Annotated in this window: 14 protein-coding genes; 13 read left to right on the top strand and 1 reads right to left on the bottom strand. The window is 62.8% G+C overall.

Translation table 11 applies throughout. The features are described from left to right. The first annotated feature begins 184 nt into the window (after positions 1 to 184). From lepA to nagZ, 10 genes are all read left to right on the top strand, one after another. On the top strand, positions 185 to 1,978 hold the full coding sequence (lepA, locus tag ACFOKJ_RS08335) for a translation elongation factor 4 (RefSeq protein ID WP_390278494.1): 1,794 nt from the start codon (positions 185 to 187) through the stop codon (positions 1,976 to 1,978). Further along, complete coding sequence (gene lepB, locus ACFOKJ_RS08330; protein ID WP_390278491.1) at positions 1,979 to 2,941, top strand: signal peptidase I; 963 nt, start codon at positions 1,979 to 1,981, stop codon at positions 2,939 to 2,941. A gap of 20 nt (positions 2,942 to 2,961) precedes the next feature. Then, positions 2,962 to 3,339, top strand: coding sequence for a DUF4845 domain-containing protein (locus ACFOKJ_RS08325; RefSeq protein ID WP_390278488.1), 378 nt, complete (start codon positions 2,962 to 2,964; stop codon positions 3,337 to 3,339). A 3-nt stretch (positions 3,340 to 3,342) separates the two neighbouring features. Then, positions 3,343 to 4,056, top strand: a complete 714-nt coding sequence (gene rnc / locus ACFOKJ_RS08320) for a ribonuclease III (RefSeq protein ID WP_390278485.1) — start codon at positions 3,343 to 3,345, stop codon at positions 4,054 to 4,056. Next, positions 4,053 to 4,943 (top strand): GTPase Era, encoded by an 891-nt coding sequence (gene era / locus ACFOKJ_RS08315; RefSeq protein ID WP_390278482.1) that lies wholly within the window; start codon positions 4,053 to 4,055, stop codon positions 4,941 to 4,943. Before rnc ends, era begins: the two co-directional genes overlap by 4 nt. A gap of 211 nt (positions 4,944 to 5,154) precedes the next feature. Then, positions 5,155 to 5,508: an antibiotic biosynthesis monooxygenase family protein gene (locus ACFOKJ_RS08310; protein WP_390278479.1), complete on the top strand. Its 354-nt coding sequence runs from the start codon at positions 5,155 to 5,157 to the stop codon at positions 5,506 to 5,508. After that, positions 5,489 to 6,220, top strand: a complete 732-nt coding sequence (gene recO, locus ACFOKJ_RS08305; protein WP_390278476.1) for a DNA repair protein RecO — start codon at positions 5,489 to 5,491, stop codon at positions 6,218 to 6,220. Before ACFOKJ_RS08310 ends, recO begins: the two co-directional genes overlap by 20 nt. Positions 6,221 to 6,251: 31 nt before the next feature. Beyond that, positions 6,252 to 6,983 (top strand): pyridoxine 5'-phosphate synthase, encoded by a 732-nt coding sequence (pdxJ, locus tag ACFOKJ_RS08300; protein ID WP_390278589.1) that lies wholly within the window; start codon positions 6,252 to 6,254, stop codon positions 6,981 to 6,983. A gap of 16 nt (positions 6,984 to 6,999) precedes the next feature. After that, complete coding sequence (gene acpS, locus ACFOKJ_RS08295; RefSeq protein ID WP_390278473.1) at positions 7,000 to 7,395, top strand: holo-ACP synthase; 396 nt, start codon at positions 7,000 to 7,002, stop codon at positions 7,393 to 7,395. A gap of 7 nt (positions 7,396 to 7,402) precedes the next feature. Next, entirely contained in the window at positions 7,403 to 8,488 is a 1,086-nt protein-coding gene (gene nagZ, locus ACFOKJ_RS08290) for a beta-N-acetylhexosaminidase (protein WP_390278470.1), read from the top strand. A gap of 70 nt (positions 8,489 to 8,558) precedes the next feature. On the opposite strand, the gene ACFOKJ_RS08285 is transcribed toward nagZ, so the two are convergent. Next, complete coding sequence (locus tag ACFOKJ_RS08285; RefSeq protein WP_390278467.1) at positions 8,559 to 9,320, bottom strand: substrate-binding periplasmic protein; 762 nt, start codon at positions 9,318 to 9,320, stop codon at positions 8,559 to 8,561. Positions 9,321 to 9,667: 347 nt separating this feature from the next. Here ACFOKJ_RS08285 and ACFOKJ_RS08280 point away from each other — a divergent pair, with 347 nt between their 5' ends. The 3 genes from ACFOKJ_RS08280 to ACFOKJ_RS08270 all read left to right on the top strand — a co-directional run bounded on the left by ACFOKJ_RS08280 (position 9,668) and on the right by ACFOKJ_RS08270 (position 14,734). Next, positions 9,668 to 10,786, top strand: a complete 1,119-nt coding sequence (locus ACFOKJ_RS08280) for a Card1-like endonuclease domain-containing protein (protein ID WP_390278464.1) — start codon at positions 9,668 to 9,670, stop codon at positions 10,784 to 10,786. A 181-nt stretch (positions 10,787 to 10,967) separates the two neighbouring features. Next, entirely contained in the window at positions 10,968 to 11,894 is a 927-nt protein-coding gene (locus ACFOKJ_RS08275; protein ID WP_390278461.1) for an ABC transporter substrate-binding protein, read from the top strand. Further along, the gene (locus tag ACFOKJ_RS08270) at positions 11,891 to 14,734 is read left to right on the top strand and encodes an EAL domain-containing protein (protein ID WP_390278458.1); all 2,844 of its coding nucleotides are present in this window, start codon (positions 11,891 to 11,893) and stop codon (positions 14,732 to 14,734) included. Before ACFOKJ_RS08275 ends, ACFOKJ_RS08270 begins: the two co-directional genes overlap by 4 nt. Positions 14,735 to 14,750 lie beyond the last annotated feature (16 nt).

The raw sequence follows: 14,750 nt of genomic DNA, 5'->3' as shown, positions 1-14,750 counted from the left end.
GCGATTGTTGACAAAGCCCTTGCGCACCGCGGAAGGGCTTTGTGATGCAAACAGGAAGGCTGCAGGTGCAATACCCTGGTACAAGCTGCCCGGCCCGGTATGGCCAGGGTGCAGAATGCTGAGCCAGGTAGCTTTACTGCAGCCTGAGGGCACTTTGGGTGCCCTTAATTTTTGCTGGATTCCGATGAAACATATCCGAAATTTTTCGATTATTGCCCATATCGACCATGGCAAATCGACGCTGGCTGACCGCTTTATCCAGTTTTGCGGTGGCCTGGAACAACGTGAAATGAGTGCCCAGGTGCTCGACTCGATGGATATCGAGAAAGAGCGTGGCATCACCATCAAGGCGCAGACCGCCGCGCTGCAGTACAAGGCACGTGATGGCCAGGTATACAACCTGAACCTGATCGACACCCCGGGCCACGTGGACTTCTCCTACGAAGTGTCGCGTTCGCTGTCCGCCTGCGAAGGCGCGCTGCTGGTGGTGGATGCCTCGCAGGGTGTGGAAGCGCAGACCGTGGCCAACTGCTACACCGCCATCGAACTGGGCGTGGAAGTGGTACCAGTGCTGAACAAGATCGACCTGCCGGCGGCCGACCCGGAGCGCGTGAGCCAGGAGATCGAGGACATCATCGGTATCGAGGCCATCGATGCGGTGCGTGCTTCCGCCAAGTCCGGCATCGGCATCGAAGACATCCTCGAAACCGTGGTCAGCAAGATTCCGCCGCCGGAAGGCAACCCGGATGGCCCGCTGAAGGCGCTGATCATCGATTCCTGGTTCGACAACTATGTCGGCGTGGTGATGCTGGTGCGGGTGATCGACGGCCAGCTCAAGCCCAAGGACAAGATCAAGTTCATGGCCACTCAGGCCGAACACCTGTGCGAACAGGTGGGGGTATTCACCCCCAAGTCGGTGCAGCGCGAATCGCTGAACGCTGGCGAAGTGGGCTTCGTGATTGCCGGCATCAAGGAACTGAAATCCGCCAAGGTGGGCGACACCATTACCCTGATGAACCGTCCCGCCGCAGAACCGCTGCCTGGCTTCAAGGAGGTGCAGTCGCAGGTATTCGCCGGCCTGTACCCGGTGGAGAGCCACGACTACGACTCGCTGCGCGACGCGCTGGAAAAGCTGCAGCTGAATGACGCCTCGCTGAAATTCGAGCCGGAAGTGTCGCAGGCGCTGGGCTTCGGCTTCCGTTGCGGCTTCCTCGGCCTCTTGCACCTGGAGATCGTGCAGGAACGCCTCGAACGCGAGTTCGACATGGATCTCATCACCACCGCGCCTACCGTGGTGTACGAAGTGGTGATGAAGGATGGCAGTGTGATCGAAGTGGAGAACCCGTCCAAGCTGCCGGATGCCGGCAAGTATGACGAGCTGCGCGAGCCGATCATCACCGCCACCATCCTGGTGCCACAGGACTATGTTGGCGCGGTGATGACGCTGTGCAACCAGAAGCGCGGCGTGCAGCGCAATATGCAGTACATGGGCCGGCAGGTGATGCTGAAGTACGATCTGCCGATGAACGAAGTGGTGATGGACTTCTTTGACAAGCTCAAGTCCACCAGCCGTGGCTATGCCTCGCTGGACTACGAATTCAAGGAATTCCAGGCGGCCGACCTGGTGAAGCTGGATGTACTGGTGAATGGCGAGAAGGTGGATGCGCTGAGCCTGATCGTGCACCGTGCCACCAGCATCTACCGTGGCCGCGAACTGGTGTCCAAGATGCGCGAGCTGATTCCGCGCCAGATGTTCGACATCGCGGTGCAGGCAGCCATCGGCAGCCACATCATTGCCCGTGAAACGGTGAAGGCACTGCGCAAGAACGTACTGGCCAAGTGCTACGGTGGCGACATCACCCGTAAGAAGAAACTGCTGGAAAAGCAGAAGGCGGGCAAGAAGCGCATGAAGCAGGTGGGTAACGTGGAAATCCCGCAGGAAGCCTTCCTGGCGATTCTGCAGGTAGGGGACAAGTAAATGGGGACGAACCTGGTGTGGGTGTGGCTGGTGCTGCTGGTTGTCGGCCCGCTGCTGATCGTGTTTTCCGCCAAGAACGAGGATGGCTCGCCGTCCTCGTCCGTGGAGTGGGGCTATCTGGCCCTGCTGGGCGGCGCGTTCGGCCTGCTGTCCGGCTACATGAGCTTTGGCGCGGTGATGCTGATCATCGTGCTGGTGACCGGCGCGATCTGGGCGCTGGACAAGTGGCTGCTGGCGAAAAAACGTGCGCCGGGCGAACGCGCGCCGCACTACATCGACTTCCCGCGCGGGTTCTTTCCCATTATCGCCGTGGTGTTCCTGCTGCGTTCCTTTCTGGCTGAACCGTTCCAGATTCCGTCCAGCTCCATGCGTCCTGGCCTGGTGGTGGGCGACTTCATCCTGGTGAACAAGTTCAGCTATGGCTTGCGCCTGCCGGTGAGCAACCAGGTGGTGGTACCGGTTGGCCAGGTGACGCGTGGCGACGTGGTGGTGTTCAACTACCCGGAAAACGAGCAGGTCAATTTCATCAAGCGCGTGATCGGCCTGCCCGGCGATGTGGTGGAGTATCGCGGCCGCCAGCTGAGCATCAATGGCAAGCCGGTGGAGCACCTGGCCGATGGTGACCATGAGTACCTGGAAAAGGGCCTGATGCTGGTGCGAACCCAGCAGTATCGCGAGGCGATCGACGGCAAGGCGTTCAAGGTGCTGGTGGAGGCTGACAAGCCGCCATACTTCCCCAACGGTGTGCGCCAGTTTGCCGGCCGTGAAAACTGTGAATACCGCGATGACGGTTTTACTTGCAAAGTACCGCAGGGACAGTATTTCATGATGGGTGACAATCGCGATAACAGCGAAGACAGTCGTTACTGGGGTTTTGTCGAAGATCGTCTGCTGGTGGGCAAAGCCTTCCTGATCTGGATGAACTTCGGTGACTTCTCGCGTATCGGCAGCCGTATTCACTAAGTAAACGGAAAGGGCCGGAGATGAAACGTTCGCAGGGCGGTTTTTCCTTCCTGGTGCTGCTGGCATTTGCCATGCTTGCCGCCGTGGTGCTGTTCGTGGTGCTGAAGGTGGTGCCGGTGTATACCGAATACGGTGCCATCAAGCGCACTATCGATGACATCGTGGTGGATCAGGAGCAGACCGAGCACGAAGTACGTCGCGCGTACGAGAACAACGCCATCGTGCAGGACATCAAGGCGGTGAAGCGTGACCAGCTGCTGGTGATCAGCTCCGGTAACAAGCTGGGGGTAGGGGTGCGCTACGACGCCGACCTGCCGGTAATGAAGGACATCAAGCTGGTATTCCATTTCGAGTACCAGGCAGGCAACATCCCGGTGCTGCAGGAACAGCAACAATAAACCGTGAATCAACAAGACAACCGCTTCCGGCGCCTTTGCACGGCGCTGGATTATTTTTTTGAGAAGCCGGAACTGCTCAGGCAGGCGATGACCCATCGCAGCTTCGGCATGCCCAATAACGAGCGTTTCGAGTTCATCGGCGACAGCATCCTGAACTACACCGTGGCTCGCATGCTGTTCGACCAGTTTCCCAAGCTGAGCGAAGGCGAGCTGTCGCGGCTGCGCGCCAATCTGGTCAACCAGAACACCCTGGCCGAGATCGCGCAGGAGCTGAAGCTGGGTGACTACCTGTACCTGGGCGAGGGCGAGCTGAAGAGCGGTGGCTACAACCGGCCGTCTATCCTGGCCGATGCGGTGGAGGCTACCTTTGCCGCCATCAGCTTCGACCGCGACTTCCAGGCTGCCGAGCAGGTGGTGCGCCGGCTGTACGCCAGCCGCATTTCCAGCATCGACCCAACCCGCCATGCCAAGGACGCCAAGACCCGGCTGCAGGAAGCACTGCAGGCGCGGCGGCTGGCATTGCCGCGCTACACCATCCTGGCGCAGAACGGCGAGGCGCACGAGCAGTCGTTCCGCGTGCAGTGCGATCTGGGTGAGCTGCCCATCATCACTACCGGCGAGGGCGGCAGCCGCCGCGGCGCCGAACAGCAGGCCGCGGAAGCGGCACTACAGCTGCTGGAGCAACACTTTGCCGCTGGCAAGAAAAAGACATCATGACCGATACCCCGTACCGCTGCGGCTTTGTCGCCATCGTTGGCCGTCCCAACGTCGGCAAGTCCACGCTGATGAACCATCTCATCGGCCAGAAGATCAGCATCACCTCCAAGAAGGCGCAGACCACGCGCCACCGTGTCAATGGCATCTACACCGAGCCGAACGCGCAGTTCGTGTTTGTCGATACCCCGGGGTTCCAGACCTACCACAAGGGCGCACTGAACGAGGCGCTGAACAACAGCGTCAAGGATTCGCTGGCCAACGTGGATTGCGTGCTGTTCGTGCTGGAGGCCATGCGCCTGAGCGCGGCAGATCGTGAAGTGATCGCGCTGCTGCCGAAGAAAACCCCGGTGATCCTGGTGCTGAACAAGCTGGACAAGGCCAAGGATCGCCTGCTGCTGTCCGCCTTCATCGAGGAAGCACGCGCCGAGTTCCCGTTTACCGATGTCGAGGTGGTGAGCGCCAAGCACGGCCAGCGTCTGGGCGAGCTGTTGGACAAGGTGCGCCCGCACCTGCCGGAATCGGTACCGCTGTATCCGGAAGATATGGTCACCGACAAGACCCAGCGCTTCCTGGCCGCCGAGATCGTGCGCGAGAAGCTGTTCCGCTACCTGGGCGAAGAGCTGCCGTACGAGATGAACGTGGAGGTGGAGTCGTTCGAAGTGGACGGCAGCATGTTCCGCATCTACGTGGCGGTGCTGGTGGACAAGGAAGGGCAGAAGCCCATCGTCATCGGCCGTGGCGGCGAGAAGCTGAAGAAGATTTCCACCGAGGCACGCCTGGATATGGAGCAGCTGTTCGACTGCAAGGTGTTCCTGGAAGTGTGGGTGAAGGTGAAATCCGGCTGGGCCGACGACGTGCGCTTCCTGCGCGACTTCGGCATCAACTAAGAGCATTTTCCCGGCCACGAAAACCACGAAAGACACGAACAACGACTTCGTACTGCACTTCTGCGCAGCTGGGAGACAGCGTTGTGCACTATCTGCGGCGAGAGGTTCGTTAGTGAACCAGCCTGATGCCGCCAAAGATTCCAGCAGTAAACCGCTTTCGTGTTTTTCGTGGGGTTCGTGGCCAATAGTGTTTTAGCAAAAGGTTGGCCGCATGTTTGCGAATACTCCCGAGCCGCCGTACTGGGCGGTGATCTTCAGCAACCAGCGCACCGCAGGCGATGCCGGCTATGGCGACATGGCCGCGCGCATGGTGGAACTGGCCGGCGAGCAGCCGGGCTTTCTCGGCGCCGAGAGCGCGCGTGATGGCGACGGCTTCGGCATTACCGTGTCCTACTGGGCGAGCGAGGAAGCGATTGCCGGCTGGAAAGCCAATGCCGAGCACCGCTTGGCACAGCAGCAGGGCTTTGCCAGCTGGTATGCCGGTTTTGCGCTGCGGGTAGCGAAGGTGGAGCGCGCCAAAGTCTGGCAGCGGCCGGAGCAGGGCGATGCAGCCGGGCAAGGTTGACCGTCAGCCGTCCTACGTACTGCACACCCAGCCCTACAAGGAAACCAGCCTGCTGGTGGAGGTGCTTACCCGCGATCACGGCCGCTTCACCCTGGTGGCGCGCGGCGCGCGCCGACCACGTTCCGACCTGCGCGGTTTGCTGCTGCCGTTCCAGCCTCTGCAGCTGTCCTGGTTCGGCAAGAGCGAGTTGCGTACCCTGCACGTGGCAGACTGGCGCGGCGGCGTGCCTCAGTTCGCCGGTGAGCGGCTGGTGTGCGGTTACTACCTGAACGAGCTGGTGCTGCGCCTGGCGCCGCGTGACGACCCGGCGCCGGAGCTGTTCAAGCTGTACGACCGCGGCGTGCGTACCCTGGCGGGCGATGAAACCTTCAGCAATGTGCTGCGCCGCTTCGAGCTGGATTTGCTTGCCCTGCTGGGCTACGCCCCAACGTTGGCCGCAGATACGGCTGGCCAGGCCATCGCGCCGGAGTTGCACTACCTGTGCCGTTTTGGCGAGCCGCCACAGCGGGTAGCGGCCATCGAGCGACCACCGGCGCGCAGCTGCGTGCTGCCGGGCGCCAGCCTGCTGGCGCTGGCGACGGGGGATCTCACCCAGGCGCAGACCCGGCGCGATGCCCGTCTGCTTACCCGCGTGCTGCTGGATGAGCTGCTGGGTCAGCAGCCGCTGGCCACCCGCGAATTACTGACCACCCTATACGCGCTGGCCGAGTAGCCGGCGCAGCCACGGAGAGAGACAAATCATGATCCTGCTCGGTGTCAACATCGACCACGTCGCCACCCTGCGCCAGGCGCGCGGCACCCGTTTCCCCAGCCCGATCGAGGCGGCACTGGTGGCCGAATCCAGCGGCGCCGACCTGATTACCCTGCACCTGCGCGAAGACCGCCGCCACATCCAGGACCACGACGTGGACGCGATGCGCGCCACCATCAAGACGCGCATGAACCTGGAAATGGCGCTGACCGACGAGATGCTGGCCAATGCGCTGCGCGTGAAACCGGAAGACGTGTGCCTGGTGCCGGAAAAGCGCGAGGAAGTCACCACCGAAGGCGGCCTGGACGTGATCCGCTACTTCGACCAGGTGCGTGAGTTCACCCGCCAGATGACCGAGGCGGGCATTCGCGTGTCCATCTTCATCGACCCGGATCGCGAGCAGATCCAGGCCGCCTGGGATGCCGGCGCGCGGGTGATCGAGCTGCACACCGGTGCCTATGCCCACGCCGACTTCAAGCACGAGGAACAGGCCGCCGAGCTGGCGCGCATCCGTGATGCAGCGGTATTCGGTGCGCACCTGGGCATGGTGGTGAATGCCGGTCACGGCCTGAACTACCACAACGTGAAGCCGATCGCGGCCATTCAGGAAATCGCCGAGCTGAACATCGGCCACGCGCTGGTAAGTCACGCGCTGATGGTGGGCTTTGCCAATGCGGTGCGTGAAATGAAGGCGCTGATGATCGAAGGCCGCCAGGGCCAGTAAGCGGGGTCTGTCAGCGATGATCTACGGCATCGGCACCGACCTGGCGCGTATCGAGCGCTTCGAGGCCCTGTATGCGCGCTGGGGGCAGGACATCGGCCGCCGGCTGCTGGCCGCACCCGAGCGCGAGGAGCTGGCGCAGGCGGCCAAGCCGGCACGCTTCCTCGCCAAGCGCTTTGCCGCCAAGGAGGCACTGGGCAAGGCGCTGGGTACCGGCATCCGCGAGCCGGTGCTGCTCACCGCCATCGCCATCACGCATGACACGCTGGGCAAGCCGATGTTCGCTTTCGACGAGCCGCTGAAGGCGTTCATCGAGGCGCGAGGCATCATCAGCGTGCACCTGTCGATTTCCGACGAACAACAACATGCACTGGCGTTCGTGGTTTGCGAAACCGCCGGTGCGGCCAACCTGTGAGCAAGACATGACGACTATGCAACTGCCCCGCGGCCCGGTAATGGCGGACGTGGCCGGATTCCGCCTGACGGATGAAGAACGCCAGCGCCTGTGCCACCCGCTGGTGGGCGGCGTGATCCTGTTCCGCCGCAACTTCCAGGATATCGAGCAACTGAAGGCACTCGCCGCCGAAATCCGCGCGCTGCGCAGTCCGGCGCTGCTGATCGCCGTCGACCACGAAGGTGGCCGCGTGCAGCGCTTCATTGATGGCTTCACCCGCCTGCCGCCGATGCAGCTCCTGGGGCAGCTGTGGGATAGCGCCGGCGCCGAGGCGGCCGAGGCGGCAGCCGACAACGTCGGCTACGTACTGGCTGCCGAGCTGCGTGCCTGCGGCGTGGACCTGTCGTTCACCCCGGTGCTGGATCTGGATTGGGGCCAGTGCGCGGTGATTGGCAACCGCAGCTTCCACCGCGACCCGGCGGTGGTGTCGGCGCTGGCTGTAGCGCTGCAGCGCGGCCTGCAGCGTGGCGGCATGGGGAGCTGCGGCAAGCACTTCCCCGGCCACGGCTTTGTCGAAGGCGACAGCCATCATGTGATCCCGGTCGATCAGCGCAGCCTGGAAGCGCTGCGTGCCGACGATCTCAAGCCGTTCGCCGCGCTGGCCGCCGCCGGCATGGCCTCGGTAATGCCGGCACACGTGGTGTATCCGGCGGTGGACAGCCAGCCGGCCGGCTTCTCGCGTGTATGGTTGCAGGACATCCTGCGCGCCGAGCTTGGTTTTGACGGCGCCATCTTCTCCGACGATCTGACCATGGAAGGCGCTGCCGGTGTCGGTGACATCGTGGCGCGTGCCGAGGCGGCATTTGCCGCTGGCTGCGATATGGCGCTGGTGTGCAATCGCCCGGATCTGGCTGATGACTTGCTGGCCCGCCTCACCCCGCCGGTGTTGCCCAAGTTGGCCGCAAGGCTGCAGCGCATGGCCGGGCAGGGCGAGGTGGCCGACTGGCAGGCGCTGCTGGGCAGCGAGGCGTTCCGCGCCGCGCAGCAGGCGGTACTGCAGCTGGGCCTGCCGCGCGAAACGCTGCAAGGCCCCATCGTCGGCGAAGCCTACTGATCCTGTCGTGCCAGGCAACAAGCAAACAGCCCAACCTGTTGGTTGGGCTGTTTGCTTGCCGGGCGCCGGGCTAGCGGTTTTCCTCGCGCCAGCGCTGCTGGTTTTTCTCGATCAGCTGCTCCATCACCTTGCTGTCCACCAGCTTTTTCATGGCCTTGTTCAGACGCTGGTACAGTGCGTCGCTGAAGCAGGCGGACTGGTGGCCCAGGGTCAGGTACAGCGCTTCGCGGGTGATGGTGCCGTTGGCGGTTTTCAGGTTCTGCAGTCCCAGGCGGCTGGCGTAAGCCTGCGCTGGCGCATCCTCGTAGATCAGGTAGTCGGCGCGGCCCAGGCTGAGCATGCGCAGCGCATTTTCCACGCTGCCGACTGTTTCTATATTCAGGCTGTGCTCGGCAAAGCGGTCAAACTCCTCGCCAAAGCTGTTGTTGACCACGGTAACGCCACGGTAACCCACCAGATCCAGCCAGTGGTTGTAATTGAGCGGTTTGCTGTCGCGCATCCAGATCGCGGTGCGGGTGATGGTGAGCGGCGTCTGGATGTAGCTCATGTACTGTCGGCGTGACTGGGTGTAAAAGGCGCCGGCTATCAGGTCTACCCGCCCGTCACGTACCGATTTCTGCACCCGGGCCCACGGGCCGGCATAGTTGACGCTGATGGGAATGCCCACTTCGCGTGACAGCAGCTGCATCATGTCGGCGGCGGCGCCGACCAGTCGCTTGCTGTCGTTCGGGTCTACCCACAGGTAAGGTGGATATTCCGGGTTGCCGGAGGCGAGCAGACGCGTGCAGCCTGCTGCGGCAGTCGCCGGCTGGCAGAGCAGCAGGGCGGGCAAGGCGAGCAGGATTGAGCGGCGAAACCGCAGGCATGAAGGCAGGCGCATAGGGTGTTGCAGTGCAGTACCATTTGAAGGCATGTCAGTCTAGGTGGCTGCGCAGGGCAGGGCAAGCTGCCATCTGCCGAATATTTGTTCCAGTTGACGCTGTTTTGACTCTGCCATGGTTGTGCTGCTCTGCCGCCGGGGTGGCAATGGGACAAGTCGCTGATATAACTTATCGATATTCATTTGGCGTTGCGCCGGCTGTTTTTGCTTGCTTGATGGATTTTTACAACGTTTTGCATCTTGTCTGACAATGTACATGCCAGCCGGCGGGCGGCTTGCAGTGAACCGGGAGAAACAACGTGCATCTTTTCGCCTTTGTCAGCCACATGACATCGGACATCATCACGCCAGCGCTGGATCGGCGCTTCGAGGTTGGCCGCGTCAGCCTGCTGTGCCATGAGTCTGACCTGGGCTACGCCTACGATATCGCCGGGGTGTGTCGCAGCCAGCATCTGCCGGTCACGGTGGAAACCTTGCCCGCTGACAATCAGCCACTGGTGTTGCAGCAGCGCTTGCGCGAACTGCTGCAGGCACCGGCCTGCCTGAATCTGAGTGCGGCATCCCCGGTGCAGGCGGCGCTGGCCTACGAAATCGCCCGCAAGCGGCACTTGCCGGTGATGGCGCTGGATCATGCGCACGATCGGCTGATCTGGCTTGGTGCGGCCGACCCATCTGCTCCGCCCGGAGGTAGCGATATCGCGGACGGGCTGAGCCTGGAAGACTACTTTGCACTGTATGGCTGCCGGGTACGCGAGGCGCGCTACCGGCTGCGGCAACGCGATGTCCGCCTGGAGCAACTGGCTGCCGGCCTGGCGCAGCGCGCGGCCAGCTTTCCGCATGAGTTGTCCTTGCTCAACCGTTTGTGCAATGAGCTGGATGCGCGTCAGTTCAGCCGGCGCCTGCTGCCGCGCAGCGAGCATTTTCTGCGCAACTGGCTGCAGCAAAGCGGCATGGTCAGTTTCGATCATATTGGCCACATGCGCTGCCGCGATGCGCCGTCGCACCTGTTCCTGTCTGGGGGCTGGCTGGAGGTCTGGCTGCTGGCGCTGGTGGCGCGCATGGCGCCGCACATGCCGATCAGCGATGCGGCCAGTGGCATCAAGGTAAGTCATCAGGGTGTGGAAAACGAATATGACGTGGCCGTGATGTGCAATAACCAGCTGTTCCTGATCGAGTGCAAGACCACGGCGCCAGCCAGCCCGCGCCTGCGTGGGGTGGGGCTGGAAAACCTGTTCAAGCTGGATAGTGCCGTCCGTCTTGGCGGGCTGGATGCCCAGGCCATGCTGGTAAGCCTGTATCCGCCTACCAGCAGCGAGACCAACCGGGCGCGCGTGCAGCAGATCGCCACCTTGTCTGGTAGCGGCTTGCGTCAGGCGGACGATAGTCTGCGACGTTGGCTACTTGGCCGCCATGTCTAAAGAGAAACTTATTGATGGCCATGGTAGTGGCGGCTAATTTGTCATTCACAGTAACAGGGATATAACGGATACTCAGGCTATCTGCTGTCTGACAATATTTATACATTAACGGACGATGCCCCCCCATCTCCCCCCATTCTCCCGTCGGCATTGCCTGCAAGGCATGCTCGCCAGTGCGTTGATGCCGCTGCTGTCTGCCTGTACGCCGCCCACTCCCTTATTGCGGCTGGGCAGCAATGGCTGGCCAGGTTATCTGTTTATCGAGTGGGCTGCGCAGTCCGGTCGGTTGCCGGCCAGCCAGTTGCGGGTGATCCGTTTTCCGTCCGCCACCCTGGTGATGCAGGGGTTGGCCGCATCGATGCTGGAGGCGGCTTGCCTGACACTGGATGAAGTGCTGACCATGCGTGCCGAGGGCGTGCCATTGCAGGTGGTGGCCGTGCTGGATGTGTCGGCTGGGGCGGACATGCTGCTGGTGCACGAGAGCATCCAGAGCTTGCCGCAACTGGCCGGCAAACGCATTGGGGTGGAGCAGAGTGCTGTGGGGGCGATCATGCTGGAGGCGATACTGCAGCGTGCCGGTCTGCGCCCATCGGACATTACCCTGGTGCCGCTGTTGCTGAATCAGCATGAGCAGGCGTTTGCCAGCGGACGTGTCGACGCCATCATCACCTTTGCGCCACATAGCAGCCGGCTGCTGGCGGCGGGCGCCAATCTGCTGTTTTCCAGCATGTCGATTCCCGGCCGCATTGTGGATGTGCTGGCGGTACGCAGCGATGTGCTGGCTGCGCAGCGCGACAATCTGCAGCGCATGCTGGATGTGCATTTTCAGCTGCTATCCGCTTTTGACCAGCAGGACAGGCAGACGCTGGCCGGGCTGGCCGCGCTCACCGACTTGCCGGATGCGTCCGCTGCCCAGGTCAGGTCCTTGTTCTGGGGGATGCACCTGCCGGACCGCCAGGAGAATCTGGAGTGGTTTTCCGGGAGTAACCCGCGGCTGCTGCAGTCCGCCAGGCAGCTGCAACAGCTGATGCAGCAGCGAGGGCTGCTGCGCAGCCAGTCATCGCTGGATGATTTGCTGCACCCCTTGCTGCGGGAAGGGGGGGCATGATGCGCACCGGTTCCTATCGCCTGCTGATGGGCCTGGTGGTGGTGGGCATGGTGCTGATGACCCTGGCCGGCGGCTACCTGATTGCCGTCAACAGTCGCATCGATGCGGAATTCGAAGATGCCCGCCGCGACGGCATGCAGAATGTGTTCCGGCTGAGCCAGCATCTGCAGGCGGCGGCAGAGTGGCAGAACAATATCGATAACGAACTGGCCATGCTGGCAACGGATCCGCGCGTGGTGGACGTGATCATCACCGACCCGCAGCAGGTGGTGCGCTATGCCACTGATCGCCAGCAGCTGGGGGCGAGCCTGCCCGATCTGAAAGGCATCACCCCGGCACTGCTGCAGACGTTGCAGCAGAGCCGGCTGGGGGGCGCGCAGCTGGATCGGGAGCAGTACAGCGTGCAGGTCGGCATTGCCTACAGCCCGCCGGAAGAGGACGCCTTGCGCAGCAGGCGGCACGGTATCGTGCTGATGCGCTACCAGCTGCAGCCGAATATCCGGCAGGCCCAGCGCGAGGTGGCGCAGGTGTTCGTGTGGCCCTGCCTGATGTTGCTGGTGCTGGTCGTGGTGCTGAGCTGGCTGGGGCAGCGCTACGTGATCGGCCCGCTGGGACGCTTGCGCCTGGCCACGCTGGATTATGCCGCCAGCGGCAAATTGCAGCAGTTGCCGATTCAGGGTGTCAGCGAGGTGCGCGCCTTGCTGAAGGCGTTCAATGTCATGCAGCAGCAGCTGCAGGATTCGCTGGGCATGCTGCAGGAGCAGACGCATGCCGCCGGCCAGCTGGCGCAGGAGCGGGAGGCCCTGCTGCTGGCGGTGCCGGACATGCTGTTCGAGATGTCGCCGGAAGGGCGCTTCCTGCAGGTGTGGTCCAGCCCCAACCAGCAGCAGCTGGGCGCTTCGCGCGAGCAGCTGCTGGGCAAGCTGGTGCACCAGGTCATGCCGCTGGATGCGGCCGACACCATTTGCCTGGCCATTGCCGAAGCACTGAAAGATGGCGTATCGCGTGGCAGGCGCATCTGCCTGTTCATCGATTGCGAGGCGCGCTGGTTCGAGCTTTCCGCCGCCCGCAAGCTGGATCGCCATGGCGTGGCCAGCTGTATCCTGCTGGCGCACGACAGTACCCAGCGCAAACTGGCGGAGGACGAACTGCAGCTGTGGGCGCAGGTGTTTGCCGCCGCCCACAACGGCATCCTGGTCACCGACAGCTTCAGCCGCATCGTGCAGGTAAACGCTGCCTTTACGCGCATTACCGGCTACGAGGCAGAGGAGATCCTGGGGCGTACCCCGGCACTGTTGTCCTCCGGGCGCCACGATAGCGGTTTCTACCATCGCATGTGGCATGAAATCGGCAGTCATGGCTACTGGCAGGGCGAGATCTGGAACCGGCGCAAGGACGGCACCATCTTCCCGGAGTGGCAATCCATTTCGGCGGTGCGTGGCGAGGATGGCGAAGTCACGCACTACATCAGCGTGTTCAGCGATATCAGCAGCCAGAAAGAGGCCGAGCAGTATATTCGGCGCCTGGCCTATTTCGACAGCCTTACCGGCTTGCCCAACCGCGCGCTGCTGCAGGATCACGCCAATCAGGCACTGGCCTTGTCACGGCATGACCGTACCTCGCTGGCGCTGATGTTCATCGACCTGGACCGTTTCAAGAACATCAACGATACCCTGGGTCACAGCATGGGCGACCTGTTGCTGGTGGAGGTTGGCCGCAGGCTGTCGGTGCTGCTGCAGGAAAAGGACACCCTCACCCGGCTGGGGGGTGACGAGTTCATCATCCTGTTGCCAGAAACCGACGAATCCGCTGCAGGCCACCTGGCGGAAAGCGTGGTGCAGGCGTTGTCGGCACCTTACCACCTCAATGGCTACGAACTGGTCAGTACACCTTCCATCGGTATTGCCATGGCGCCCACCGATGGCGGTACGCTGGAAGAGCTGCTGCGCGCCGCCGATGCCGCCATGTACCGCGCCAAGGCCGAAGGGCGCAGCACCTTCCGCTTCTTTACCGCGCAGATGCAGCAGCGCTCGGCGCTACGGCTGAAGCTGGAGGCGGAATTGCGCCGCGCGCTGGATCGCAAGGAGTTGCAACTGTATTACCAGCCGCAGTGCGATATGCATGGCCGGCTGATCGGCCTGGAGGCCTTGCTGCGCTGGCAGCACCCGGAGCTGGGCATGGTATCCCCGGCCGAGTTCATCCCGCTGGCGGAAGAAAGCGGGCTGATCGTACCGATAGGCATGTGGGTGCTGGAAGAAGCCATTGCCCAGATGCAGAGCTGGCGCGAGCGTGATCTGCGCGTGCCATCGGTGGCGGTGAACCTGTCGGCATTGCAGTTCCGCCAGCCCTTGCTGGTGGAGCAGGTGGCTCGGCTGCTGCACGAATCGGCGCTGCCGCCGGAATGCCTGGAGCTGGAGCTGACCGAAAGCGTGGTGCTGGAAGATCCGGATGATGCGCTGGGGCTGATGGAGCGCCTGCATCAGCTGGGGGTGCGCCTGGCGATCGACGACTTCGGCACCGGCTATTCCTCGCTCAATTACCTGCGCCGCTTCCCGGTGGACCGCCTGAAGATAGACCGCAGCTTCGTTCAGGATCTGGAGCAGGGGCGTGGCATTGCCATCGTGCGCGCGATTGTTAGCCTGGCGCATTCGCTGGGCTTCGTTACCATTGCCGAAGGGGTGGAAACTCCGGAACAGCTGGCGCAGCTGCGCAAACTGCGCTGTGACCAGGTGCAGGGCTTCCTGTTTGCTCGGCCGATGTCGGTGCCGCAGCTGGAAGCCTGGCTGCTGCGCCACCGCAGTGTTGGCCCGGATGGCGATAGCTGGACCTTCGAGATCTGAGCAGTTGGCCGCAAGC

Origin of the sequence: Vogesella amnigena (assembly GCF_042648905.1) — a bacterium.
GTDB lineage: Bacteria > Pseudomonadota > Gammaproteobacteria > Burkholderiales > Chromobacteriaceae > Vogesella > Vogesella amnigena.
This window is presented reverse-complemented; position numbering and strand designations above follow the sequence as displayed.

What these genes read in the sequence shown, in the direction of transcription:
- ACFOKJ_RS08275 (WP_390278461.1), top strand. Translation starts at nt 10,968, where the DNA reads ATGCCGCTGCTGTCTGCCTGTACGCCGCCCACTCCCTTATTGCGGCTG.
- ACFOKJ_RS08325 (WP_390278488.1), top strand. Translation starts at nt 2,962, where the DNA reads ATGAAACGTTCGCAGGGCGGTTTTTCCTTCCTGGTGCTGCTGGCATTT.
- lepA (WP_390278494.1), top strand. Translation starts at nt 185, where the DNA reads ATGAAACATATCCGAAATTTTTCGATTATTGCCCATATCGACCATGGC.
- recO (WP_390278476.1), top strand. Translation starts at nt 5,489, where the DNA reads ATGCAGCCGGGCAAGGTTGACCGTCAGCCGTCCTACGTACTGCACACC.
- ACFOKJ_RS08310 (WP_390278479.1), top strand. Translation starts at nt 5,155, where the DNA reads ATGTTTGCGAATACTCCCGAGCCGCCGTACTGGGCGGTGATCTTCAGC.
- acpS (WP_390278473.1), top strand. Translation starts at nt 7,000, where the DNA reads ATGATCTACGGCATCGGCACCGACCTGGCGCGTATCGAGCGCTTCGAG.
- era (WP_390278482.1), top strand. Translation starts at nt 4,053, where the DNA reads ATGACCGATACCCCGTACCGCTGCGGCTTTGTCGCCATCGTTGGCCGT.
- lepB (WP_390278491.1), top strand. Translation starts at nt 1,979, where the DNA reads ATGGGGACGAACCTGGTGTGGGTGTGGCTGGTGCTGCTGGTTGTCGGC.
- ACFOKJ_RS08270 (WP_390278458.1), top strand. Translation starts at nt 11,891, where the DNA reads ATGATGCGCACCGGTTCCTATCGCCTGCTGATGGGCCTGGTGGTGGTG.
- nagZ (WP_390278470.1), top strand. Translation starts at nt 7,403, where the DNA reads ATGACGACTATGCAACTGCCCCGCGGCCCGGTAATGGCGGACGTGGCC.